General features: G+C 53.0%; 16 protein-coding genes. 6 read left to right on the top strand and 10 right to left on the bottom strand.

The genetic code is table 11. The features are described from left to right. The first annotated feature begins 21 nt into the window (after positions 1-21). Positions 22-561 carry a hypothetical protein gene (locus BLQ88_RS18330; RefSeq protein ID WP_090153094.1) on the top strand — a complete coding sequence of 180 codons (540 nt, stop codon included), beginning with the start codon at positions 22-24 and terminating at the stop codon, positions 559-561. A gap of 61 nt (positions 562-622) precedes the next feature. Here BLQ88_RS18330 and BLQ88_RS18325 read toward each other — a convergent pair whose 3' ends face one another. Continuing rightward, positions 623-4,831 carry a M4 family metallopeptidase gene (locus BLQ88_RS18325; RefSeq protein WP_090153091.1) on the bottom strand — a complete coding sequence of 1,403 codons (4,209 nt, stop codon included), beginning with the start codon at positions 4,829-4,831 and terminating at the stop codon, positions 623-625. A 171-nt stretch (positions 4,832-5,002) separates the two neighbouring features. Here BLQ88_RS18325 and BLQ88_RS18320 point away from each other — a divergent pair, with 171 nt between their 5' ends. From BLQ88_RS18320 to BLQ88_RS18310, 3 genes are read left to right on the top strand one after another with little or no spacing between them, the layout of a single operon-like run. Then, positions 5,003-6,160, top strand: coding sequence for a glycosyltransferase family 2 protein (locus BLQ88_RS18320; RefSeq protein ID WP_229212738.1), 1,158 nt, complete (start codon positions 5,003-5,005; stop codon positions 6,158-6,160). 13 nt (positions 6,161-6,173) lie between these two features. Beyond that, entirely contained in the window at positions 6,174-7,841 is a 1,668-nt protein-coding gene (locus BLQ88_RS18315; RefSeq protein ID WP_090153085.1) for an ArnT family glycosyltransferase, read from the top strand. Between the two features lie 3 nt (positions 7,842-7,844). Beyond that, positions 7,845-8,741, top strand: coding sequence for a lysylphosphatidylglycerol synthase transmembrane domain-containing protein (locus BLQ88_RS18310; RefSeq protein ID WP_090153082.1), 897 nt, complete (start codon positions 7,845-7,847; stop codon positions 8,739-8,741). 56 nt (positions 8,742-8,797) lie between these two features. Here the strand turns inward: BLQ88_RS18310 and BLQ88_RS18305 are convergent, their stop codons facing one another. After that, entirely contained in the window at positions 8,798-10,294 is a 1,497-nt protein-coding gene (locus tag BLQ88_RS18305; protein WP_090153079.1) for a choice-of-anchor I family protein, read from the bottom strand. A 229-nt stretch (positions 10,295-10,523) separates the two neighbouring features. Between BLQ88_RS18305 and BLQ88_RS18300 the strand changes: the two genes are divergently transcribed. After that, the gene (locus tag BLQ88_RS18300; RefSeq protein ID WP_090153073.1) at positions 10,524-12,101 is read left to right on the top strand and encodes a calcineurin-like phosphoesterase C-terminal domain-containing protein; all 1,578 of its coding nucleotides are present in this window, start codon (positions 10,524-10,526) and stop codon (positions 12,099-12,101) included. Between the two features lie 3 nt (positions 12,102-12,104). On the opposite strand, the gene BLQ88_RS18295 is transcribed toward BLQ88_RS18300, so the two are convergent. The 6 genes from BLQ88_RS18295 to BLQ88_RS18270 form a co-directional block, all read right to left on the bottom strand. Beyond that, complete coding sequence (locus tag BLQ88_RS18295; protein WP_176885017.1) at positions 12,105-12,923, bottom strand: ThuA domain-containing protein; 819 nt, start codon at positions 12,921-12,923, stop codon at positions 12,105-12,107. A gap of 17 nt (positions 12,924-12,940) precedes the next feature. Further along, positions 12,941-14,407 carry a glycoside hydrolase family 28 protein gene (locus BLQ88_RS18290; protein WP_090153068.1) on the bottom strand — a complete coding sequence of 489 codons (1,467 nt, stop codon included), beginning with the start codon at positions 14,405-14,407 and terminating at the stop codon, positions 12,941-12,943. Between the two features lie 149 nt (positions 14,408-14,556). After that, positions 14,557-15,990 (bottom strand): TolC family protein, encoded by a 1,434-nt coding sequence (locus BLQ88_RS18285; protein WP_090153065.1) that lies wholly within the window; start codon positions 15,988-15,990, stop codon positions 14,557-14,559. Beyond that, positions 15,980-19,186 carry an efflux RND transporter permease subunit gene (locus BLQ88_RS18280; protein ID WP_090153063.1) on the bottom strand — a complete coding sequence of 1,069 codons (3,207 nt, stop codon included), beginning with the start codon at positions 19,184-19,186 and terminating at the stop codon, positions 15,980-15,982. Before BLQ88_RS18280 ends, BLQ88_RS18285 begins: the two co-directional genes overlap by 11 nt. Positions 19,187-19,207: 21 nt before the next feature. After that, positions 19,208-20,293: an efflux RND transporter periplasmic adaptor subunit gene (locus tag BLQ88_RS18275; RefSeq protein ID WP_090153060.1), complete on the bottom strand. Its 1,086-nt coding sequence runs from the start codon at positions 20,291-20,293 to the stop codon at positions 19,208-19,210. Between the two features lie 154 nt (positions 20,294-20,447). Continuing rightward, positions 20,448-20,870 (bottom strand): hypothetical protein, encoded by a 423-nt coding sequence (locus BLQ88_RS18270; protein WP_090153059.1) that lies wholly within the window; start codon positions 20,868-20,870, stop codon positions 20,448-20,450. Positions 20,871-21,370: 500 nt separating this feature from the next. Here BLQ88_RS18270 and BLQ88_RS18265 point away from each other — a divergent pair, with 500 nt between their 5' ends. Further along, complete coding sequence (locus BLQ88_RS18265; RefSeq protein WP_090153056.1) at positions 21,371-22,798, top strand: DUF4932 domain-containing protein; 1,428 nt, start codon at positions 21,371-21,373, stop codon at positions 22,796-22,798. Between the two features lie 214 nt (positions 22,799-23,012). Here BLQ88_RS18265 and BLQ88_RS18260 read toward each other — a convergent pair whose 3' ends face one another. Together BLQ88_RS18260 and BLQ88_RS18255 are read right to left on the bottom strand one after the other, a co-directional pair. Continuing rightward, positions 23,013-23,795 (bottom strand): TspO-related membrane protein, encoded by a 783-nt coding sequence (locus BLQ88_RS18260; protein ID WP_090153053.1) that lies wholly within the window; start codon positions 23,793-23,795, stop codon positions 23,013-23,015. Positions 23,796-24,040: 245 nt separating this feature from the next. Next, positions 24,041-25,390: an alkaline phosphatase family protein gene (locus BLQ88_RS18255; protein ID WP_229212737.1), complete on the bottom strand. Its 1,350-nt coding sequence runs from the start codon at positions 25,388-25,390 to the stop codon at positions 24,041-24,043. Positions 25,391-25,408 lie beyond the last annotated feature (18 nt).

The following is a 25,408-nucleotide window of genomic DNA, read 5'->3' as shown; positions in this document are numbered from 1 at the left end:
TATCTGTCAGCGACTTGCACTATGAAGACTATACGCATCATCCCGATCCTGTTTTTCAGCATATTGGCGGCATTGGTCGTCTCTTGTTCGGACGATGTCGTGGTCGATAATGACCAGGAGGTTTATTTTGAAATACATTATACCAACCAGGCCTGGGGAAACCAGTTCAAAGGCTTTCTGATCGACAAGCAAGGCCAGGTGCGGACTTACGACAAGCCTGCCAGCTGGAACGACATCGAACTGACGCAAACGCTCTCAAAGGAACAAATGGAAGCCAACGCCGCACAAACGACGGTCTCTTCCACGAAAATCGGTTCTGCCGACCTTGTCCAATACATGGAGCTTGCCGGTAAAATCACCGGTGAAAACCTTTCGAAGCCTGTGAATGGCGGTGCCGACCTGGGTTTGACGCGTTTTTACAGCTATACCTACGATGCCGGGAAGAAAACCTATTCGCACACATTGCTGCGGCAAACGGGCAACGTAATCATCCATAACCAGGACGCGAATGCAAAGGAAGTAGCCGACTGGCTGACGAAAGTGATGGATGAGGTTTATTAAAATGGATTAAAACAAAAACGGGCGGCATATTCGTGCCGCCCGATCCATATACTACGATGCATCAGGGCTTGAACACCGACAATCGGTAACTAACCTTATCATGCACAATCAGTACCTGGTAAATACCCGCCGGCAGCTTGCCTAGCTGAATATTCAGCTTACCATTCTGAACAGCGGCTTTCTCCTTCACAAAAACCTCCCGACCTGCTGCATCGATCACCCGCGCATTCACCCAGCCGCTTGGCAGATTCGGCAGCTCGATATAAAGCGCCGATTGCACGGGATTAGGATAGAACCGGATGTTACCCGCCGAAGGTGCATCGATGGCGACGATGCTGCTGTATGCGAATGTACCGTCAAAATCCACCTGTTTGAGACGGTAATAGGTAATACCTTTGTTAAAATCTGCGTCGGTGAAATCGTAATGGTTTAGAACGGAGGTATTTCCGGCGGCTTTCACGCGTCCGCTTTCGGTGAAGTTTTTGCCGTTGGTGCTTTCCTCAATGGCGAAATAGTCGCTGTTGCTCTCTGCGCTGGTGGTCCATTGCAGTACGTTGCCTTCGTGCGTATTCTTGCCTTCGAAATGCACGAGGGTGACGGGCAATGCCGCTCCCGGAGGCGCATTGGTGAGGCCGAACCCGGAAAATCCGGTGCTGAAAATGGCTGTAAAAGCATAATCGGCGCCGAATGCCGGCGTGGACGTCGCTGCGGCGAGTGTGGTGTTAGCACTGGTGGCGGCCGCAATCGTACCCGTGGTTTTTCCCATCGACTGGATATTGGCCGGTAGGAAGGTGTTTAGCTCGGAACCTTTATAGTAGAGCGTGATTTCGTATTGTCCGGCCGGATTATTGTTCGTCGGCGTAACTTTGAACGTCTTGTTCGTCACCTGGTAGCTGCTGAGCCAGGGCGTTCCGTTCGCACCGGAGCGGTCGACTTCCACGGTGGTACAGCCGTAGTCATGCGCGCTCAGGTTTTTGATCTTCGCCATCAGGTTGCCGGTTGACGGGTCGTAGAAAACGGCCGTTTCGTTTGGGCCGAGGTATTCCTGCGCCGCATTGCCGGTGTTAACAGCCGAAATGACCTGGGTGGAGTTGGTGGCGGTGACCTTCACATCGTCGATGGCCCACCAGTACTCCCAGTGCCCAATGTAGTGGAACCGGATTTTCATGTTCGGGTTTGCGTAAGCGTCGGGTATGGGCAGGTTTACGATATCGGGCGTGTAGGTAAGGATATTGCCTTTCCGGCCTGTCGTCTGGTTTTGCGTGAGCAGCGTTTGCCAGTTGGCTCCGTCCCAGACCTCCACATTGCCCTGGTCGTTATCGGCGTTGAAGTAAGGTCGCCAGTCCTGCGAGAATGTGAGCACGAGATTCTTTTTGCCCGACGAATTGATCGGGGGTGATTCCAGGTATTCATCGAAGAAATGCAGGTTTCCATTCTGAATATTGGAATTAACAAAGAAAAACGGCGATTTCGCTGCATCAAGCCCGGCATTGGTAAACTGGATAATTCCCCAGGAAAGAGAGCTATTCCCGCCATTCACAACCGACCAGCCCGGTGCCGTATTGTTGAAATTCGAATTGAGCAACGTATCGGCATAGTTGCCCGGCGTGAGATCGTTGTCCAGGATCGTAAAACGGAAGTTCTGAAAGCCGCTTGCGGCAAATCCGTTACCGCCGTGGGCATCGATGTCGTAGGACAGGTCGATCGTCTCTTCATCCTCCATATAAGCATCGTTGAAAACCCGGATCGTGACATTCTGCGTGAGCGCGCCCGACGATAATGTGACGGACGCAGGGCTGATCGTGTAGTCGGCGCCCTGCTTCGCCGTGCCTGTGGGTGTTTTGAATGTAACGGTAACCGGCTGAGTAGGTGCTTTATCGATCTGCACGGTCACGGTTTTATCAATATAATCAAGACAGCCCGCGCCGGCTGTGGTAGCCTGTGCTTCGTTGACGACCGCGCTGGTAGCAGTGAAATGCACCGCAGGCGTAACCGCACAGGAATACACCCGGAAATCGTCGATATACCAGCCGTCCCAGCCGCGGCAGCCGTCGGTACCCACCTCAAACCGGAACTGGATCGTATTGCCGGGGACGAGCCCTATCGAAGAGAGATCCACCTGGCTTTGTCCCCAGGACCCTAGCACCACGCCCTGATCCACACCGGTGAATACTGGTTCACTTGCGAGCGGGTTAAGGTTGCCGGCCATCGAAGAGTTGAGGAAATTATTATAGGGGTTGACCGTGAATGCCGATGCCGGGAGGAGCGTCCATGCACCGCCATTGATCCTGTACTTGATATTGCCGCCATCCCAGGTGTCCTCCATAGCCACATAATGATCGAAGGCCATATTCAGGTTGCCGGCTGTTCCGGCTGGGATCGCGATGGCCGGACTTTCCATCCGGATCACGCCGTATTGCATATTATCCGTGCAATTTCCGCCCGTGTAGTCGATGCCGTAAGCCACTTTGCCCGGCCGTCCGGCAGGGGCATTTGCCTGTATCCAGGAGCGGTTAAACCAGTCGGTCGCGTCGCCGGGCACCTGCGATGTAGTGAAGCCGCCCAGCCCAGTTTCGAAGTTTTCGTAGAAAATAGCAAGCCCCTGGTTGGCGCCTTCGCACAATGCGGGTGCGGGTTCCAGCACGGTATAGAACTGGCAGCTGTTGTTTTCGCGTAGCTCCACTGCGGCGATTACTTTGGCCAGTTGCAGCAGATCGTTATTCGTGATCGCCACCGGTGTGCCCGCAGGAAGTGTAGGCGCGGTGGAAAGCGGCATCAGGTTCACCCCGAGCAGCCCCGCAGCTGAGGCTTCAAGGATATCTGCCTGGGCTGAGAAATCCGTTGTGGCCGTCATGAAAACCGATTGCGCACGCCAGAAAATGTGGGCCGCCTTGGTGAGCCCGATGCCGGTTATGGTCTGGCCGTTATAGGTGCCGCCATCCACCAGTAATGCATAAGCGTGGTTCACAACCCCGCTGTTGATATGCACGCCACCGTAGTCGGTCGATGCGCACCAGTATTGCGGGTCCGACAGTTTACCCGGCTGCCCAAAGCAGGTAGGGTTCCACATATCGCGTTTCAGATCGCCGCTTACCTCGATTTTTTCGCCCACAATCCACCGCTGCGAGCTTCCGCAGCCGGTTCGTGCCGCATTGGACTCGCCTTCGTCCATGTAGCCGTTCAGCATGTCCACCGTTTCACCCCAGATATCCGAGTACGCCTCGTTGAGCGCGCCAGGCTGCCACCCGTACACGAGCTGGCTGGTGTACTCCGTGTACGCGTGTGCCCATTCGTGCGCTACCACGTCGTCGGTAGCAATGCCTGTGCAGTAGTTAGCGCTCACGCCATCCCATTGGGCATTCGGGCACTGGATACCTGTTTTGTTGTTGATCGTAATCATGGGTGCATCGGCGCCGTTGTACGACGTGCGTCCGAAGTTGTTTTTCATGAGGTTGTATATAAAACCCGATGTCTGCACCTCCGATTGCTGCCACTTGTCGAGCGTTCCGGGGAATGCATTCCCTTCCGACCACACAAGGTTGGCCAGCGAGTTCTGGTATAGTCGCCGCGTGAGATGGTGCGTGCCCGTAAACTGTTCGACCACCTGCCCGTTATGCGCATCCACGAACACAAACTCACGGATACCTTCATTGTTTCTCACCTCCACCTGGTACACCAGCAGTTTCACGCCATTGAAGCCTTGCACCAGTCCTTTCTGGAAAATGCAGAGGAAGCTTTTGCTCGCTTCCACCGACTCCGCGGCTTCCTGGTACTGCGCTTTAACCTGCCGTATCGCCCGCTCTTCGGCTTCGTGCTGGGCGAGGGTAGGGCTTACATTCACCTTGATATCCGAAATATAGTTGCCGTTCAGAGAAGTAAGGCCCTGGCGGCCGTCGTAATGGAACTTCATGAGCCCATCGTACACCGGAACACCTTTGTAGGTTTGTTCCAGGGTAATGTTTTCCAAACCATAAATATCGGATTCCTGCTTGCGAAGCCGGAACTCGTCTTCGTTGTCCCGCAGCCCGAACAGTACCTTGTTTTCATCAACGAAATTCATCGATTTCTGTACGGCATCGCCTCCGCTGACCAAGAAGGCGCGCTCGGAAGGAAAGCGGAGAAAGCCCAGTGAATTGGTGGCCCTATCGATGGTCGGTAATGCGCCGGTGCGTGCTGCGAATGCTTCGATGGCGCCTTTGGCAGGGCCCTGGGAAAAGGCCAGCGGCGCGTACAGCAGCATCAGGAAAATGAGCAGTAAATTTTGTTTCATAGATTTCGTAGAATGGTGAGGTGACTGGTATCGAATTTAGTGAAATTTATTAATCGAATGTTTTCTCATTGTTTTCAAATGGAAAATATTCGCCGCATCCCGAAATGTATTTGTTATCAAATTGTTAGATGTGTTTTTGGGATAAACCAATACGCGCAAATCCGTTGTTGATTGCAACATGACCTCGCTGTCTTTCGCATCAACAACCACCATATCGCTTCGATTGCAATGGAAGGATATTTCGATCTGCACGCATCGTATGATTTGTTTCCGGAAATACGTAAAAAACACGGCTGTCAAATCTCGATCGTAATCCCACTTTTTAATGAGCAGGACAATGTACCCCATTTGCTCAGGGCAGTGCGCGATACGCTGCAAAACTTTGATTATGAGATCATAGCGGTCGACGACGGCTCTACCGACAACACCGTACAAATGCTGAGGCAGTCGGCTGACGAACGACTGAAAATCATCACCATGACCCGCAACTTCGGGCAGACCAGCGCCATGGCAGCCGGCATTGCCCACGCTTCGGGGGAATACATCGCTACGCTCGATGGCGACCTGCAAAACGACCCTACCGACATTCCCGGCATGCTGGAACACGCCCGCAGCGGCCAGTGGGACATTGTGGCAGGCTACCGTGCCAACCGCCTGGACGGCTTTTTGCTGAGAAAGTTACCCAGCCGCATTGCCAACGCCATGATCCGCAAGCTCACCGGCGTACATCTCCGCGACTACGGCTGTACCCTGAAAGTTTTCAAAAAGGAAGCTGCCGAACGCCTTGGGTTATACGGCGAGCTGCACCGGTTCATCCCCGTGCTGGGCAACATCTCAGGCGCCCGTATGACGGAACTGCCCGTGCGCCATCACAAACGTCGGTTCGGAAAATCCAAATATGGCCTGGGCCGCACCACGCGCGTGCTCGGCGATTTACTGCTGATGGTTTACATGCAGCGTTGGATGCGGAAACCGATGCACCTTTTCGGCGCATTAGGCGGTACATTTCTGGCTGCCGGCATTTTGTTGCTGGTGTGGCAAATGCTGCATTTGTTCTCGGGAACTACCGGCACGCTGGCCGGGCTGGCATTGTCGCTGGGCGGTATCATGGTCGTCCTGCTGGGCCTGATCGCCGAAATGCTCATGCGCAGCTACTACGAAGGTACGGGCAAAACGCCCTACGTTATCCGCGAAATTATCGGTGGGGCGGCCCCCGCTGGGGCGGCCCCGGCCGGGACGCCCCTCGCCGTCATACCCGCAGCACCATTTGTCAACGGGCGAAACGGGCATTCATTCAGGCAGGATCGTGTAGCCGGTGAACCTGTCTGATCATCCATTAACCATGCAAACACATCCCCTGTATATCCGGTATCTCTATGCCGGGCTCATCGTCGCCATTTACATTCTGGGGCTGCTGCTCCCGCTTTTCGACAACGACAGCGCCCACCACGCGCTCATAGGCATGCATATGCACGTCACGGGCGACTACGTGAGCCTCATCGACCGCGGCCGCGATTATCTCGACAAGCCGCATATGCTGTTCTGGCTCTCCGCCCTCGGCGATATGCTGCTCGGGATCGGAACGTTGTCGTACAAGCTGCCGAGCCTGCTGCTGGCCATCCCCGGCATTTATGCCACGTTCCGGCTGGCGAAGCTGCTTTACAACGAACGCGCGGGCTGGAATGCCGTGCTGATACTCGTTTCTACACAGGCCTACATCCTCGCGCACAACGATGTGAGGATGGACGCATTGCTGCTTTCCTTCATTATCACCGCCACCTGGCTACTTTACGAATACACGGTTACATTGAAACCGGGCATGCTCGTCGCCGGAACGGTCGTGCTGGCGATGTCGTTTGCCACGAAAGGGATGTCGGGTGCGGCGGTACCCGTGATTGCAGTGGGTTCGCAGCTGCTTTACACGAGGAACTGGCGGTTTATATTTTCATTCAAATGGATCTGGGCCATACCGCTTTTCTTCCTGTTCATCAGCCCGGTGCTGTATTGCTACTATTTGCAGTATGACCTGCACCCGGGGAAAGTTATTCGCGGTATGAGCCGGACTTCCGGGGTAGCATTCATTCTTTTTCACCAGAACACCGAGCGGCTTAACGGTGTAAACTGGGGAAGTTCGGGCGGAAACGATCCTTTTCTGTTCTTCCATTCGTTGTTATGGGCGCTCTTGCCCTGGTGCCTGCTTGGTTATTGGGCTGTTTTTAAAAGAGGTTTTGAATTAATTAAAAACAGGTTTTTGGTTGAAATGAACGGCGAGATACTGAGCTGGACCACCATTGTCGTGATGTTCTGCATTCTCACATCTTCCAATTTCCGTTTGCCGCATTACCTTAATATCCTCTTTCCTTTCTTCGTGATCCTCATTGCCGGGGAACTGGAAAAAGTGAAAACCGGCAGCCGGGAAAGTAAGGTGCTCAACGGCATACAAATGTTCGTGGCAGTGGTTATGATTTTGCTGGGGCTTGTTATCAATCTCTATTTGTTCCCGGTTAAAAATTATGCGATCCTTTTACTGGCCATTCCGGCATTATACCTCGTATTTTATGAATGGCGGGCGACCAAGGGTTGGCCGTACCGGTTGATCGGCATTTCGCTCAGCGCGTCGGTACTGGTGAATGTGGCGATGAACGGCAGCTTCTATTACGAACTGCAACGGTACCAGGCCGGGCAGCATATTGCGGCGAAAATCGGCGTTTTAGGTTTGGAAGAGCATAATATTTACGTCATGAACTGGGAAAGTCCCACGCTGAATTACTATTCCGGGTATTTTTACGCCGAGGCCGATTCGGCAGCGCTGGCATCCCGTAACGATTTCTGGGTAGCGGGCCCGATCGACGAGATTTTTGCATTGCAGCAAGCGGGAGGGTTCCAGGTACGCGAGGCTTACCATTACCTAGATTTCGACACGACCAAACTGAAATCCGGGTTTATCAATCCCAAAACCCGCCTGGAAGCATGCAAGAACATCGGTCTCGTGCATCTGAAAAGAGACTGACGCATGATGAAATACCTGAAATGGCTGCTGAAATTTTCGATCACGGTAGCGCTGCTCTGGTGGGTCTTTCACCGGATCGACCTGGAAAGCGTGTCACAGGCCATCGGCCGGGCCGATAAGCTGCTGCTCGCGCTGGCATTGGTGCCCTACCTGGCTTCCCGCATTACCGCGGCGGTGCGGCTTACCACTATTCTCCAAGCGCACGAGGTAGGATTGTCGCATTACGGCGGGTTGCATTTGCATTGGATCAGCATGTTTTACGGTATGTTCCTGCCCGGCGGGCTCGGCGGCGACGCTTACAAGCTGCTGCGTTTGAAACAGCATTTCCCCGCACAGGGCACGATGTTGCTGACCCGCATTCTGCTATGGGACCGCATTATGGGTTTTGTAATGCTAGGCTTGCTTGCTGGCCTCATTGCCATGTTCCGCTTTTCCGATCATGCAGTTATCGCTGCCATTCCTGCTCTGGCATTACCCTGTGCCGGAGCACTCTGGTGGGGTTCCAGAAAATGGCTGCCGGGCATTCTCCCGGTGCTGGGACGCGTGATGTTATTATCCTTCGGTACCCAGATTTTCCAGATCATCTGCACCGGTTTCCTGCTGTATTCCCTGGGCGAAAGCAGCCATTGGGCCGATTACGCATTGCTTTTCCTACTTTCCTCGATCGCCACGGTATTCCCGCTGAGCATTGGCGGAATAGGGGTGCGGGAGCTCGTGTATTTGCGCGGCTCGGTACTGCTGGGCGTCTCGGAGCCGATTGCGGTGACGGTGAGTGTGCTGTTTGATATTATCGTTACCGGAACGGCGATGACGGGCGCTACATTGGTGGTAGGGGAGCGTCCCAGCGTATTGCCGGGCGGCGATACTGGTAAGCGGGATACGGAGGTTGTTTTGGATTAATGCAAAAAAGCCGTCCAGTCTATCCCGGACGGCTTTTGGCTTATAAAATCTTCTGATTACGGCTGGTAAAACTTCACCGTACCATCTTCCTCGTTACTCGTCACGAGCAGGCTTTTGCCGTTCGGACTTTTGTCCTGTGGAATGAAGAGAACGCCTTCCGGAGCGTCGCCGGTTTTGATGATTTGCAGGAATTGCGGTGCACCCGGGTTGCTCAGATCATACACTCCGATGGCGTCTACACGCTCCATCGCGATGAACGCGACGGGCTTGCCATTCATCCATCCTACGGTAACGCCTTCGGGTTCAACGCCTTTATCGTCGGAGCGGCCGTCGTCGTAAATGCCGGCTTTGATCACCTCCTGTTCCAGTGAGTTGCCCGATTCGTAGACGCGGTGCATATCCGCAGCGTGGAAAATGCTGAAACCACGGCCGCCGAAGCTGTATAGTTCTTCGTAAGTACCATCGTTTTCAAAGTCGCCGCGGGTGCTCGTTACGCGCAGGCGGCCGAGGTTGACGGCCTTTTTCAGCTCGTCGCCGTTGGGGAAATAAACCGGGTTCAGTTTGAGCGAGCTCACACGCTTCTGCTCGTCGAAAGCGCTGTATTCGCGGGCGTCGCCTTCATCGGCGGTGATCACGTATGGTGTACCGTTCACAGAGAAGTAAGAGATTGCGTCCGGCAGGTAGAATGATTTGATCGGCCAGTTTCTCAGCTCGACTTTCTTGTCTTCGTCGCTCGGGTCCAAAGCATTGAGAATGTAGTTAATATCCTTCGTGCCCAGCGCGTGCAGGTTCACGATCTTGCCGTTGATCAGGTCGATTTCGGCCACGCCGTTGTTTTCCTGCAATGTTACGAATGCCTTTTGGGAGTTGTCGGAAACCGCCACGTATTCAGGCTCGATATCCTGTGCGAATGTGGCTTTGGGGCCGAATTTCCGGAAACCTTTCGTTGCCAATGCAGCATAAGCACCCTCGAATCCTTCAAAAGTGAGGGTTTTAACCGAATACCCATTGTTCACATCGATAATGGAAACCGATCCCTCGGGATCGACGCTGTAATCGGCATTAGGCTCGCCTTCGTTGGCGGTAACGATAAACCGGCCGTCGGGGCTGAACGTCACCATGTCGGGCAATGCGCCTACGGTGATTTGTTTGATGGTTTGCAATGTGCTGGTATTGAGCACGATTACGCTGCCGTTGGCTTGCTTGTTGGCCGCTTCCAGTGCAATCGCCAGCTTTCCACCCGACACCGATACGCTGTTGGCTACGCCACCCAGCGCCGAGACGTCGATCGGTTTCAGCTTGGTGACCGCAGGGAAAGCCGAAAGGTCGAGCACATCCACGATGGCCGCCTTTTCATTATTTACTGTGAAAAGCCTTTTGGAGGCAGGATCGTACGCCGAAATTTCAGCCGCGGCCACGCCGCCCAGATCTACACCAGCCACTTCTTTGAAAGCCGAAGGATCTTCTTGTACAGGGTTTTGAGGGAAATGGTCGGTACATCCATTCATGAGAGCCGCGGCAAGCAGCAGCGCCAGTAAAGGTTTCTTTTGCATTTTGTTTTGTGAGTAGTTTGAAAACTAAAAATACGCACGCGGCAAAACGGCGGAGCGCCACTTTGGAAGACTTAACAGAAAGTTAACGCAGATGCCTATTTTGTGGCTGAAATGCTTATGAATCAGTTATTTGGTTAATATTCGGGTAACATTGGCTTGACATTGCGGAAACAGCGGCGCAGTAGTTTTGCGCATTCGAAAACTACTCAATTACTTCCCGCTTTTACCTATGAAAAAAATCTCCACATTGTGCTGCGGACTGATGCTCGCATCGGCTGTGCAGGCGCAGTCCGTTGTGAAAGGGTTTGTGTTCAGCGACCTCAACAACAACGGCCGCAAGGACAAAAACGAAAAGGGCCTCGCGCAGGTATCGGTTTCCAACGGCACGCAAGTCGCGCAGACGGATGCGAACGGTGAGTACCAGCTACCCATCGGTAAGGATAATGTCATTTTCGTGATCAAACCTTCGGGCTACAAGCTTCCGCTGACGGAAGATAACCTGCCGAAGTTCTACCGTTTGCACAAGCCGGAAGGTTCGCCCGCATTGAAATACAAAGGTGTGGCGCCCACGGCCGCATTACCCGCTTCCCTCGATTTTGCATTGACCGCCAAATCGGAAGCCGACGATTACACCGCACTCATCTTCGGCGATCCGCAGCCATACAGCCTCGACGAGATCGAATATTTCTCCCGCGGGATCGTGAGCGAAGTGGAAGGTATCAAAGACGTGGAGTTCGGGCTGAGCCTCGGCGATCTCGTCGGCGATAACCTCGATCTGCACCAGCCTTACGTGAAAGCTGTAAAAAAGGTAGGATTGCCGTGGTATAACCTCATGGGTAACCACGATATGGATTACGACGCGAAGGCTGACTCACTGTCCGACGATACCTACGAAGCGCATTTCGGTCCGGCCAACTACTCTTTCAATGTAGGCAAGGTGCATTACATTATCCTCGATGACATTCTTTACCCCGACCCGCGCGACGGCAAGGGTTACTGGGGCGGTTTTCGCCAGAGCCAGCTGGATTTTGTAGAAAACAACCTGAAATTCGTTCCGAAAGACCGGCTGATCGTTTTGGCATACCACATTCCATTGCACGAAGAGGGCGAAGGCGACGCATTCCGCGACGAGGATCGCAACCGACTGTTCAGCATCCTGAAAGACTACACCAATACGCTCGCTATCTCGGCGCACACGCATTTGCAGCGCCAGAATTTCCACGGAAAAGCCGCGGGCTGGAACGGCGCGAAGCCTTTCCACGAATACAACGCAGGTACGACGTCGGGCGACTGGTACTCGGGCGAGTTCAACATCCAGGGCGTTCCGTCATCGACCATGCGCGACGGCACCCCGAAAGGTTACGCATTCCTGCGCATCAAAGGCAACCAGTACAGCATCGATTACAAGGTGGCAGGCGAGCCGAAAGAATACCAGATCCGCATTCACACACCGCGCGTGGTACCTGCGGGAGGCAACACGTCGTCGGGTATTTACGCCAACTTTTTCATGGGCCACGAAGGCAACCCCGTGCATTACCGCATCGATAACGGCGAATGGAAAGACATGACTTTCCAGGCCGAGCCTGATCCGTATTTCCAGCGGTTGGTTTACAACTGGGATTTTATCGAAAACCTCCCGGCGGGCCGTCGCCCGAGCAATGCGGTGAAAAGCACGCATTTGTGGCGCGCAGCATTCCCCAATAACCTTACCGAAGGAAAACACCTGGTGGAAGTGAAAGCCAAAGATATGTTTGGCCGCGAGTTCACGCAGGTGCAGGCATTCTGGGCCGAGAAAAAAGAACAATAGCATTTACAGGCCAGCGGCCCAGGCGATCCCACCCATGATATGTTTCATTGCGGTGGGATCGCTGTATGTGGACGCATTATGCCCGATGGCCGTGTAAAACATCCGGCCTTCGCCGATGCTGCGTGCCCAGGCTAATGGATGGTCGCCGCGCATGGCTTTGGGCCAGAATGCGGGGTAGGTACTTTCATCGACAGTGAGCAGCACCTGGAAACCGGGCTTCCCGCGCACGCTTTCGTGGAAGTTGTACCATTCGTCCTTCTTCGACCACCGCGCCGGCAGCCCGTCGATCGCGGGGTGCGAGCCGGGTTCGGTTACGATTTCTGCATTGGGAATAGGGTAGGGCAAAAAGGTGTGGCTTCGGAAACGTGTACCGAGCAGCGTTCCATACCATTGCCAGTCGTATTCACAATCCGAGGCGGAATGGATGCCTGCGTAGCCGCCTCCGTTTTCAATGTATTTTTCAAATGCAAGTTGCTGAGCGTCCGTGAGGAAATCGCCGGTAGTCGAGAGAAACACGACGGCGCGGTAGCTTTTGAGGCATACCTCATTGAAATACCCGCCATTTTCGGTCGCTGTTACTTCCCAGCCGCGTTTTTCGCCTTGCGCTTTGATCGCTTTTACAGCGGCTTCGATGGACGCGTGGCGATAACCATTTGTTTTGGAAAAAACCAATACTGCCTTCGAAGTAGCGGCTACGCAATTGGCGGGTGGCGCCGTCTCGAAAACCGGCTTTTGCCAGGGTAGCCAGCGCATGGTGTTCAGCGCATAACCGGCGGCTCCCGCCACCATTGTCATGACTATGGCTGTTATTTTCAAAAGCATACGCCGCGAACCCAATTTCATTTCTTTTGGACAATGCCGGTGGATTTGTGGGTGTGAATGTAATTTTTGCTACCGGTCTGTGTCACTTTTATCCCTTCAAAAGTCGCGCCGTGGACATCGTCGGCGACGATGGCGGTGCGGTAATCTTTCTTTTCGCAGGATAATGTGAGGTTACTGATTTTGATATCCTTCGCATGGCGCAGGTACAAGCCCCACGCTGGAAGCTCGTCGAACATCGAGAATTCGGGGTAGAAGGTCGGTTTCTCGGGCACCTTATCCAGCTCGTCGAGGCCGATTTTAGCGTACATCGGGTTACCGCCTCCCGGCATTTTAATCTCGATATTTTTCAAAGTCACATTGGTAATGATGGCATCCGGCATACCCACAATGCCCGAAGGCGAGATATTCCGCGGCATATCTTCAATTGGCCCTTCGTATTCGTAACCCGCATCGGGTTTGGTAGCAGGCACCTCCACATACATATTCGAGATACTGATATTCTCCATCCTGCCTTTCTTCCCCTTCACCCTTTCTCCAATGCGCAAAAAGATCGCATTACCGGTATTGTAGGCCTTCAAACTGTCCACAATCACATTCTCGACGAAGCCGCCGTCGACAGCCTGCAAGGTTACAGCCGAGCGGTAGGTGTCGAATATTTTGACATTGTAAATTTTGACATTACTAAAACCACCATAAGAAGCCGTGCCGAACTTGATACCATTGGCGCTGGAACGGATGGTGCAGTTCCGGACCAGAATGTTTTTGCAGACTTTCGATGCGTCGTGCGATTTGAGGCAAATGCCATCGTCGTCCGAATCGATGAACGAATTGGTAATTGTCACGCCGTCGCAATCGACGATATCGATGCCGTCGTTGTTCCAGTAAGCTTTGCTGTCGACGGTAATACTGTCGATGGCCACGTTTTTGCATTGGTCGTAAATCTGCACCCAGCTCGACGAGTTCTGCATTGTGACGCCTTTGATATTCACATTCTCGCAATTGCGTATGTACGCGAGTACGGGGCGGGTTTCGGCTTCCGGTCGGTCCTGGCGGAAGAGGTCTTTGATGAGGCCTTTGTGAATCATGTCCACGATATTGCGGGCAATGTAGCGGCCGCGACCGTCGATCACGCCCTGGCCGGTAATGCCGATATTCTGCTGGTCGTGCGCGAAAACGATGGCCGTCCACACTTTTTTATCATAATCCCACGGGTTCAGCGAGCCGAGGAGCACGGCGCCTTCTTCGAGGTGGAGTGTCACATTGGATTTCAAATGAACGGAGCCGGTGAGGTAACGGCCCACATTGAATACCAGCCGGCCGCCGCCGTTCTGGGAGATGAAGTCGATCGCGTATTGAATGGACCGGGTGTTGAGGGTAATGCCGTCGGAATGGATACCGAAAAGCGAGGTGCGGTAGTCTTTCGCTTGCAGTTGCAGGCAGGTAATGGTTAGGAGGGCAAAGGTCAGGTAATTTTTCAGGCTCATAGCAAAAATGATTAAGCTGGTACAAACGGTTACTTAATTCAAATCCTCGTAATAAGCTGATTTTGTGATGAAATTACCTGCAAAAAAATAAAGATTCCCCCGAAAGCCGGGAGAATCTTTATCAAAAAACCACATCCTAAGTTAATCTGTCAATTCCAGCCGCCTCCGAGTGCCCGGTAGATATTCACCATGGCATTCATCTGGCGCATCTTGGTTTCGATCAGTTCGAATTTCGACTCCAACGCGTCGCGCTGGGTCAGCAATACTTCCATATAATCGGCGCGGGCCGAGGCAAACAACCGGTTCGAAATCGTGGTCGACTGGTTCAGCGCTTCCACTTCTTTCGTTTTCAGGTCGAAGCTTTTTTCCAGGTTATTGATATTCGAAAGCTGGTTCACGACTTCGATGTACGCATTCAGTACGGTACGTTCGTAGTTGTAAATCGCCTGGATCTGGCGGGCGTTCGCATTGGCATAACCCGCGCGGATCGCGTAACGGTTGATCACCGGGCCAGCCAGGTCGCCGATGAGCGATCCCATGATCGACTCGGGTACGCGGGCGAGGTAAATCGGGCTGAATGCCTGCAAACCGAGGCTTGCCGACAAGCCGAGCGAAGGATAGAAGTTCGCGCGGGCCACGGTCACGTCAATTTTAGCAGCTTCCAGATCGAGCTCCGCCTGTTTGATATCCGGACGGTTGGAAAGCAACTGTGAAGGGATACCCGATTGCATGACGTTCGGAACGAGGTTTTCGAAGCCCTGGCTGCTGCGCTGTACCGGCTGCGGGTAACGTCCGACGAGGAAGTTGATCCGGTTCTCGGTTTCGATGATCTGCTGCTGGATACCGTATTGCAGGTTTTGCGTTTTCAGCACCTGTGCTTCGAACCGGCGAACGGCCAGTTCGGTCACGCGGGTTGCTTCTTTCTCCATGCGCACGATCTTCAACGCATTGTTCTGGATATCGATGTTCTGGCGGATAATGGCCAGCTGCGTGTCCAGCGCGAGGAGTTCGTAATAGGAGTTTGCGATTTCGGCCGCCAGGTTGGTCATCATGAAGTTTTTACCTTCGATGGAAGACAAATACCGGGTAGCCGCCGCTTTTTTCGCATTGCGCAGCTTGTGCCAGATATCGACTTCCCAACGCGCTACGGCTGCAATATTCACATCCGGCAGCGGATCGGGCGTTTCCCTGCCCGGCTTGATGTCGGTAGTAGCTTCGCTGGCGCCGATGTTGGTGTAACGTGCCGCTTTCTCGACACCCGCACCACCGCGCAGGCCTACGAACGGCAGGTATTCCCCTTTGCGGGCCTGGATCTCGTTCTGCGAGATCGCAATTTCCTGCATCGTGATGTTCAACTCCTGGTTGTTCCGGAACGCCGTGTCGATGAGGGCATTCAGGTTCGGGTCGGTGAAAAACGTTTTCCAGCTAACCTTGCCGGTGTTGGTGGAGTCCTGCGAGCCGTTGAAGCTCACAGGTACCACTTTGTTTTCTGTTCTCTGGGTCAGCACCGGGATGTTACAGGCCTGGTAGGTCAGCCCGATGAACGCGATGCCGGCCCAGTTCAATATTCTCTTATTTCGCATGTTCGTCTTTATCTTCTGAGTGGGGGAAAGCGTCAATGGCGTGAACGAACCCTTCGGACAGCGAGCTGTCTTCTTCGTCCCTGATCAGTTTTCTGCCATCGGCCATTTTAGCGAATATGTAGTACAATCCCGGGATGATGATGACCCCGAAAACGGTACCGAACAACATACCACCCATTGCGGAGGAGCCGATCGTACGGTTACCGATCGCGCCGGCGCCGGTAGCCAGGATCAACGGGATCAGACCGGCCACGAATGCGAACGAGGTCATGAGGATCGGACGGAAACGTACCCTCGCACCTTCGATCGCCGCCGCCAGGATGGTGGCTCCTTCGGCGCGTTTCTGCACCGCGAATTCCACAATCAATACGGCGTTCTTACCGAGCAGACCGACGAGCATGATCAGACCGATCTGCGCGTAGATGTTGTTTTCGAGGCCCATCAGTTTCAGCATCAGGAACGATCCGAACACCCCGACAGGCAGCGACAATACTACCGCGAGCGGAATGATGAAGCTTTCGTATTGCGCGGCAAGTACCAGGTACACGAATGCCAATACGATCATGAATACCACCACCGACTCGTTTCCGCGGATCGATTCGTCGTAGGAAAGCCCTTCGAATGCGATATCGTAACCTTTCGGAAGCGTTTTCGCAGATACTTCGCGGATCGCCGCGATGGCTTCGGCCGTCGTGTAGCCTTTTGCAGGAAGTCCCTGGATCGCCGCCGAGTTATAGAGGTTAAAACGGGTGATCTCGTTAGGTCCCTGTCCTTTTTTGAGCTTCATGAATGCCGAGTAAGGCACCATTTCACCCGCTTCGTTTTTCACGAACAGGTTCAAAAGGTCGGAAGGAAGCCTCCTGTACTTCGGATCGGATTGTACGTATACTTTAAAGAACTGGTTGAATTTGATAAAACCCTGTTCGTAAGTACTACCGATCATGATGTTGAGGTTATCCATCGCTTTACCGATCGACACGCCTTTCTGCATCGCCAATTTGTTATCGATTTCGAGTTCGTACTGCGGATAATTCGCAGCGAAGAAGGTGAACAAACCGGTCAGCTCTTTGCGTTTGCCGAGATCTTCGAGGAATTGCTTGTTGATCTTGTCGAACTCCTGGTAATCGGTATCGGTGTTTTTATCGAGCAAACGCATCGAGAAACCACCTGAGGTACCGAAACCAGGGATCGCTGGTGGTTCGAAGAATTCGACCGTCGCGCCGAGGCCTTTGGAAGCGTGTTCCAACTCTTCCATGATCTCTTTTACATTCTGCTCGCGTTCATGCCAAGGTTTAAGGTTGATCAAACAGGTACCCGCATTGGAACCGCGGCCTTCCGTCATAATCTCGTAACCTGCCAGTGACGATACCGATTCGATACCTTCCACTTCCTCGCAAATCTTTTGCAGACGACGCGATACCTCGTTGGTTTTTTCCAAAGTAGACCCCGGAGGTGTCTGGATGATCGCGTAAATGGTACTCTGGTCTTCGTTAGGGATAAAACCTGCGGGTACAATCGAGTTGGCCCAGTAGATACCGAAACAGAACAGACCGAGGACGATAAATGTAACCAGACGGCGTGCCACGATCCGGTTCAGCAAGGCGACATAGCGGCCGGTGAGTTTTTCAAAACCCCGGTTGAATGCGTCGATCCCCTTGTCCATAATGGATTTCTTTCTGGCGTGGCCGTGGTGGCCTTTCAAAAGCATCGCACACAATACGGGCGTGAGCGTCAAGGCGATCAATGCCGAGATCACAATCGAGCTTGCCATTGTAATGGAGAACTGGCGGTAGAATGTACCCACGGGACCCGACATAAAGGAGATAGGTACGAATACCGACACCATTACGGCGGTGATCGCGATGATCGCGCCGCTGATTTCGGCCAGTACCTTTTTCACCGCATTGTAAGGCGATATGCCGGGTTCCTCCTCAAACTTGGCGTGGACCGCCTCCACCACCACAATCGCGTCATCGACCACAATACCGATCGCCAATACCAATGCGAAGAGTGTGATCAGGTTAATGGATAGCCCGAAGCCCTGAATTACAAAGAATGCCCCCACCAATGATACCGGAACCGCGAGGATCGGGATCAGGGTTGAGCGCCAGTCGCCCAGGAAGAGGAATACTACCAATGCCACGAGGATGAATGCGTCACGCAGGGTATCGATTACCTGCTCGATAGAGGCGTCGAGGAACTGCGAAACGTCGTAGCTGATCTTGTAATCCATGCCCGGAGGGAAGGACGTTTTCATCACATCGAGTTTCTTCTTCACTTCAGAGATCACGTCGCTCGCGTTACTACCGTAGTTCTGGCGCAAAACGATCGCCGCAGAGGCCTTGCCGTCGAGGTTGGAGTAAATATCGAAGAATTCACTACCGAGCTCCACTTTTGCAATGTCCTTCAAATGGATGCTTTCACCTTCCTTGTTGGCCCGGACAATGATGTCTTCGTACTCTTTCGGCTCGCTGTAACGGCCTTTGTAGGTCAGTACGTATTCCAGGGATTGTGCCGCGATACCGGAGCTTTGTCCGATACGGCCCGGACGACCGATGATACTTTGCTCGGCCAGCGACTTCATTACTTCTTCCACCGAAATGCTGTACGCACGCATACGGTCGGGGTTGAGCCATACGCGCATCGCGTAACGGCGGCTACCGAGGATCTGCGCCCGCGCTACCCCTTTGGTCCGCTGGATTTCAGGGATCATTTTAACGGTAGCGTAGTTGAAAAGGAATTTCTCATCAATGCTCTTGGTCTTGGAGTACAGGTTGACGTACATCAACATACTCGGCTGAATGGGCGTGATAATTACCCCTTCACGCTGCACAAGCTCGGGGAGCAGCGGCATTACCTGGTCAACCCGCGTTTTTACACGGATAACGGCGTCGTTCGGGTCGGTACCGGGTTCGAAAATAATACGAAGCGTCGCTTCACCGGCACTGGTGGCATCGGTAGCGATGTAACGCATATCCTGAACACCGTTAATGGCCTGTTCCAGCGTAATAAGCGTGGATTTTACCAAAACATCCGCACTCGATCCCGGATAGGCGATAAAGATGTTAACAGTGGTAGGAGCAATGTCAGGGAACTGCGAGATAGGCAGTTTTTTGATAGCCAGTATACCAATAAAGACTATCATGACCGATATCACAATCGCGAATACAGGTCGTCGTATGAATTGATTAAACATATCTTTTGCTTTCGGACCTGATTATTCCGCGTACAGGCTTAGGTGAGAAATGACCGAATCGGGCTTCTGGAATTTGTAGCTGATCTTCTGGTTTTCGCGAACCTGGCGCAAGCCTTCGAGCAAAATTTTGTCGTCTTTCTGAAGGCCGTGTGATACCGCGAAAATGTGCGGCAATTCGGCACCGATCGTGATCTCGCGTGACTGTACCTTGTTGTCCTTATCGAGCACGTAGCAGTATTTTTTTTCCAAAACCTCGAAAGTAGCTTTCTGCGGGATCAGCAATGCATGTTTAAGCGGTACACTGATCTGCACATTGCCTGTTTCGCCGTGGCGCAGCAAACCTTTCGGGTTCGGGAACGTGGCACGGAATGCGATGTTACCTGTTTCGTTATTGAAATCGGCCTCGATCGTTTTCACCGCCCCGGTGTGATCGAAGATTTTTTCGTTGGCCATTTTGAGCTTCACTTTCAGGAGATTACCGCTGTCTTCGCCGGATTTGTAATCCAGGTATTCCGCTTCCGGAACGTTGAAGTACACCCACATATCGCTGTTGTCGGATAGGGTAGTGAGCAGGTCGCCCTCGTCCACGAGACTTCCCAGCCGCACCTGGAAGTGGTCCATGATACCGTTAAACGGCGCGCGGATTTCCGTAAATCCGAGGTGTGTCGACGCCAGGCCGAGTTCCGCTTTCGCTTTGTCCAGTTTCGCTTTGGCCAATGCGAGTTCGTTTTTGGAAACTACATTGCTGTCGGCCAGCGCCTTGGTGTTTTTGAATTCGATTTCCGCGAAGTTAGCCTCAGCCTGCGCCTTTTGTTGCTCCGCCTGGTACACGAGCGGCATGATCTGGAACATCAGCTGGCCTTTTTTTACCGACTGACCTTCATCCACATATATTTTTTGCAAATAACCTCTTTCCAATGCACGCAGCTCGATATGGCTGATCGCCCGGATCTGGCTTACGTACTCTTTCGTGATGGTAGTGTCCGTTTGTAAGGGGCTTGTTACTAAATAGTTAACCTCTTTTTCTTTTTCTTCTTCGTGTTTGGATGTACAGCCTGTCTGATACAACAATGCACCCAAGCTCACGAGCATGAGAATTCTTTTCATGATGTTTTTTGGAGTTAGCAAAATGGAATTTTTGATAGTTACTGTTCGTATGGGTGTGCCCTTGGGCACGCAGCGGGGTAGCCGTGAGCTACCGGGGATTGGCGCCACGACAACCGGATGGACAGGCCGTAGGATAACCTGCCGCAGAGCGGGATCAAATCCTGAGTACGCGGAGCCTCAGGTAGCGGTGAGAGGAAATTTGTTGGCCGGATTGCGGTAACGGCCGTGTTTTGGGAATGTAACAAAAAGAAAAGAACTGGCGTGAAGCAGCGGCAGAGGCCCATGCGCCGCCGGAGTGCGGTTGTTTTTTGACTGAGAAAGATTCAGTGGAATCTTCGTCTTTTTCCTCGGAGATAGCCTTGACGAACTCAGCGAATTTCCTGGCCGCGTCGGGCAGGCGGAATGCCGGATTATCGTCGTTGAATGCCTGTACAAAATTCGGGTGCTCCGATTTGGTCAGGATCTGAATGGGAGAGCTGCAAACCAGATGCTCCTGCGAACCCGCATACATATTGCTGTATCCGTCCACCAGGAGAATGCACAGGGGCAGGAGATATTTCAGCAATTCTTTGATCATCTTAACGGGTCGCTATTGAGTCTTTTGTATAATCTGAAGACCTTGTTCGGGGTCGACATTTCAAGTCTTTGAAAATGAGCTTGCGTTTATGCGCTGTTTGTGATGCGCCGGGTTTTTAAATTGTCCTTTTCGTAGGTGTGTGCCTCTTATACGCATACAAAAACCGCACTTCATCCTTAACTCCATGTTAAAAGGATGTTAAAAAGGGATTAAAATCTTGGAAAGGTTATTTCGGATGATCCTGCGGCAGGGCGAGGGGAATGTTTTAGATAATTTATTCTTTTAATTGTTATATTGGCGGTTACAATTTAGGGAGGAAGCGCAATGGCGCGAAGCTCCTGCTTCGTGCAAAATATTCGCAGGCCTCTGGCCGGTCAGTACTGCAAAATGACCATGCAATCCCGCCCGGCCGGAGGCCTGCGAATAGTAGACACGAAGCAAGAGTTTCGCGCCCGCGCGCCACAAGCTGCTACTTTTTGCAATCGTAAAAATTGATCTATATGCTTTTTCGATACGTCCTGATCCTGCTCGCTTTGGTACCGGTATTGACTTTCGCGCAACCTGGCGGCGGGCCACCCACGACATTTTTTCATAAGGATACGCTGAAAATTTCTGCAAATGCGGTCGGCGTTCGGTTCAGCCACATGACAACGCCGATGATGCTAACCGGCAAACAGTGGGATGTGATCGACCTGGGTTCGGATGGTGCTCCCGGTAAGACTGTGACCGTCTATCTTGCAAATGATTCCATCCAGATCAGGAATGATAATTTTCCGTTCGAAGAGAAACACTATTTCCCACTGGAACTGGCCGGGCGTAAGTATAAATTGCGGCTACGTTTCAATAGTGTGCCGGCTTTCTTTCCGGCTGATTACATCCGCGAGAACCGCGGGCGGGCGCTGGTGGAGATTCCGGAGACCTTCGAACTGGCGAATATCCTGTTGTTGCTTTCTCCCACCGGGCCGAAGAAGGGGAGTATGATAGAAACAGGGCCGTATCACGAGGAGGTAATGGCGCATTTTAAATCCTACCTCGGTCACCCGGTTTTCAAAGCATTGGACGTTCCGGAGGTGGGGTACGTGCATAACTACTACGAATTCAGGGAGAATAGCATGTGCTACCAGTTCAGTGGTGACAAGCTGGTGCCCACACCATACTTTTTCGTGTACGGGTCCGATGATTCGACCTTCTCCAATGCATTCAGGAACAATATCGGATTGGTAGAGGATTTTGCGAAGACGTCGAAATTCAGGGAATTTTACCAAAAGCATTTGCCCTATTACCGGAAGTTAATAACACGCCAGGCCGAATGGAGCGACGTACCTGGAATGCAGCGGTGGCTGAGTAAAGAATTTGCCCGTAAGGGATTCGACACTTCGAAACTGATCTTCTCACCAATCATATATTCCAGACATAGTACGCAGCAGTTTGCAGGATCGGACGAAAATCGACGGTCGTTTGAGGAAATGCTATTGTTTGTCAACGGCCCGGAAGTGTATACTACCCAGCCGGAGCTGAACGACCAGCAACGCCGTGGCTTGCTTTCAGGCACTATTTTCACCGAAGTAGATCACAATTATGTCAATCCCAGGACGGCAGACTTCGCACTTTCGATAGACAGCATTTTTGCCGACCGGGATTTCTGGGCGCCGGTTTCAAAGTCGGGCTTTTACACCACGCCTGTGGCCGTATTCAACGAGTACATGACTCACGCGCTGTTTTCGCTTTATGCCCTCGATACATTCGACGAGCCCACCGCAAAGTTCCTCATTGCGCGCCGCGAAACGATGAACGCCGAAAACAGGGGATTTGTGAAATTCCGGGAATTCAATACGGCATTGATAAAACTGAAAAAGGAGAATGCGGACAAGACCGTGGCCGCATTGTATCCGAAAATTGTCGGCTGGTGCCGGGAGTTTGCCAGATGAATGGCGCGAAGCTCGTGCTTCGTGCAAATTATTCGCAGGCCTCCGGCCGGTCAGTACTGCAAAATGAACCGCGCAATGGCGCGAAGCTCCTGCTTCGTGCAAATTATTCGCAGGCCTCCGGCCGGTCAGTACCGCAAGGTGATCATGCAATATTGACCGGCCGGAGGCCTCCGAATGGTAGACACGAAGCGAGAGCTTCGCGCCCGCGCGCTTTTCAGCGCGCTTCTTCCAGAAAGTGCCGTCCCCGGTTCCGGTACGCGTGGATACCGCTGCTGATGAAAATGATCGCCGAAACTATCAGCGCCGCATTCACGACCGCGGGCGTGGTGCCCCAGTTGGCCGCCGCGACGGCTATCAATGCCCACACACCTACCATCGACGATTCGCGCAGGTTGCGTGCCCAGGTAAGCCCCAGGTATACGAGGCCCGCGACACAGATCATAATCACCGTCCAGGCCACCGGTGACAGGCCGAAACCGTCCCAGCCGATTTTCGTGAAGTAGGCGGCTACATTGGCGATGAGTGCTACCGATATCCAACCCAGGTATACGGCGAACGGCCACCAGGTGAGGGCGATTTTTTTGATGGGTATCAAATCCATTTCCATGCGCGTGCGGACGATGATCAGCCATAGCGAGGTAAGCAGCACTACCATGATGAGTACCGAAAGCCCGGTGAAATCGTAAAGCCACGCGATTACCCAGGCCGAATTGGCCGCGCAGGAGATCACAAACAGCCAGCCGATCTTTTCCACTACCGCCGGAACTTCGCGCTTGCCCGAAATACCGCGCGCCTGGTAAATCACAAATGCGGCGAGGAGCAGGTAAATGAGCCCCCAGATCGAGAATGCATAGCCGGATGGCGTGAAGAAATTCTGGTACCGCGCCGAGACGCTGGCCATCGTATTGTTGTTGAAAATGCCGGTGTTGGAAAGATAGTTGATCACCACCGTGACGATCAACGCGAGGATGTTGGCGATTTGCAAGGTTCTTTTCATAATTGCTGGTGTTTGCGGTGAAATGGCGCGAAGCTCCCGCTTCGTGCCGACTATTCGCAGGCCTCCGGCCGGTCACGCAAAGCGGCCTTTCGGTAAGGACCGGCCGGAGGCCTGCGAATAGTACGTACGAAGCCTGAGCTTCGTACCATCCCCGCAAAAATTGTGCCTTCGTGCAAACAAAAAAGGACGCCGCATACCGCAACGCCCTTTCCAATTGATTCTTATCTATCTTACAAACCTAAATGCTATTCTTTCGTGAGCATGCCCGGGTAGACGGTGCCGTCGGCCGTTGGGAAGTCGATGCTCAGCAGTTTTGCGACCAGCGGGGCGATGTCCTGCAAGCCCATTTCTGGGATTACCGCGCCTTTTTTGATACCGCGGCCAAATGCCACGAAGCCGGTCTGGATCTCTTTGAAATCGGGGAAGAAACCGTGGGTACCGCCGCTCGCCGCGCGCACGAAGTCGCCGGTAGCCGCATTGCCGATGGTGAATCCCTGCTTCGGAGCGAGTGCGAATGCGGCATTCGGGTCGGAGCCGATGGCGTCCAGCGCGGCGCGGTCCTTGATCTCGAACATGGCTTTTTGGCTTACCGGCAGCTTTGCCAATGCCGCTTTTGCTTTTTCCAGCGTTTGCGTATCGTTTTTATCCTTCAAATGCAGGAACGATGAGCCGCCCGAAGCGTGGAAATAGGCTTTCCAGGCGGAGGGGTTTTTAGGATCGTACAAACCCGCCTGCGCGAGCAGCATATTGGGCGAAAGCGACGAATGGATGTCCACAAAGCCATGATCGCCGGTGACGATCACCGTCGTTTTTTCCTTGATACCTGCTTTTTCGATGGCTTCCAGAATGGCTTTAATGCCCCGGTCGACGCTCGTTAATGCGGCGCGGACCTTATCGCCGTCGCGTCCTTGTTCGTGCTCGAAATGGTCAACGGCCACCAGGTGCACGGCCAGGAACGAGGGCTTGTATTTGCGGATAATGTAGGCGCTCGTGCGGGAAAGGTTGTCGTCGATGCTCAGGTATTCACCGTCGAAATCGATTTCTTCCAGCTTGCCGGTCGCATTCTGCTGGATTTCTTCGTAAAAACCTTGCGGATTGGAATTTTCGTTCAGCGCTTTGGTCATATTGCGCTTGCCGCCCTTGGTTTCGGGTAAATACCAGTATTCCGGAATGTTATAATCTGCTGGTCCACCGAGCGACACTGGCCAGAACACCGAGGCCGTTTTCAGCCCCTTATCTTTCGCCGCGCCGAAAATCGTAGGTACTTTAATCGTCTTGTAATCCCAGATCCATTTGCCGGTCACTTCCAGCGGCTCGGGGGGGGTATTGTAGTAAACGCCGTGCTTGATCGGCTTCACGCCGGTGATCATCGTTGTGTGCGACGGGTACGTGACGGTCGGGAAAACGCCGTTCACACCATCGGCATAGGCGCCGGTTTCCATTCCCTGCCGCAGGTTCACCATCGACCACGTGGGGTCTTTGTAAAATTCCGGTCGCAGGCCGTCGATACTGATCAGGATCACGTGCGCATCCTGTGCGCGAAGGCTTTTGAATGTAAATGTGGAAAGGGTTAAGAGCAGGATTAGTTTTTTCATGAAATGCACTCGTTAGTT

It is taken from the genome of Dyadobacter soli (assembly GCF_900101885.1).
Lineage (GTDB): Bacteria > Bacteroidota > Bacteroidia > Cytophagales > Spirosomataceae > Dyadobacter > Dyadobacter soli.
This window is presented reverse-complemented; position numbering and strand designations above follow the sequence as displayed.

Bases quoted from the DNA above. Each gene is read 5' to 3' on its own strand.
- BLQ88_RS18305 (WP_090153079.1), bottom strand. From the start codon at position 10,294: ATGCAAAAGAAACCTTTACTGGCGCTGCTGCTTGCCGCGGCTCTCATG.
- BLQ88_RS18325 (WP_090153091.1), bottom strand. From the start codon at position 4,831: ATGAAACAAAATTTACTGCTCATTTTCCTGATGCTGCTGTACGCGCCG.
- BLQ88_RS18285 (WP_090153065.1), bottom strand. From the start codon at position 15,990: ATGCGAAATAAGAGAATATTGAACTGGGCCGGCATCGCGTTCATCGGG.
- BLQ88_RS18260 (WP_090153053.1), bottom strand. From the start codon at position 23,795: ATGAAAAGAACCTTGCAAATCGCCAACATCCTCGCGTTGATCGTCACG.
- BLQ88_RS18295 (WP_176885017.1), bottom strand. From the start codon at position 12,923: ATGCTTTTGAAAATAACAGCCATAGTCATGACAATGGTGGCGGGAGCC.
- BLQ88_RS18270 (WP_090153059.1), bottom strand. From the start codon at position 20,870: ATGATCAAAGAATTGCTGAAATATCTCCTGCCCCTGTGCATTCTCCTG.
- BLQ88_RS18330 (WP_090153094.1), top strand. From the start codon at position 22: ATGAAGACTATACGCATCATCCCGATCCTGTTTTTCAGCATATTGGCG.
- BLQ88_RS18310 (WP_090153082.1), top strand. From the start codon at position 7,845: ATGATGAAATACCTGAAATGGCTGCTGAAATTTTCGATCACGGTAGCG.
- BLQ88_RS18315 (WP_090153085.1), top strand. From the start codon at position 6,174: ATGCAAACACATCCCCTGTATATCCGGTATCTCTATGCCGGGCTCATC.
- BLQ88_RS18280 (WP_090153063.1), bottom strand. From the start codon at position 19,186: ATGTTTAATCAATTCATACGACGACCTGTATTCGCGATTGTGATATCG.
- BLQ88_RS18290 (WP_090153068.1), bottom strand. From the start codon at position 14,407: ATGAGCCTGAAAAATTACCTGACCTTTGCCCTCCTAACCATTACCTGC.
- BLQ88_RS18265 (WP_090153056.1), top strand. From the start codon at position 21,371: ATGCTTTTTCGATACGTCCTGATCCTGCTCGCTTTGGTACCGGTATTG.
- BLQ88_RS18255 (WP_229212737.1), bottom strand. From the start codon at position 25,390: ATGAAAAAACTAATCCTGCTCTTAACCCTTTCCACATTTACATTCAAA.
- BLQ88_RS18300 (WP_090153073.1), top strand. From the start codon at position 10,524: ATGAAAAAAATCTCCACATTGTGCTGCGGACTGATGCTCGCATCGGCT.
- BLQ88_RS18275 (WP_090153060.1), bottom strand. From the start codon at position 20,293: ATGAAAAGAATTCTCATGCTCGTGAGCTTGGGTGCATTGTTGTATCAG.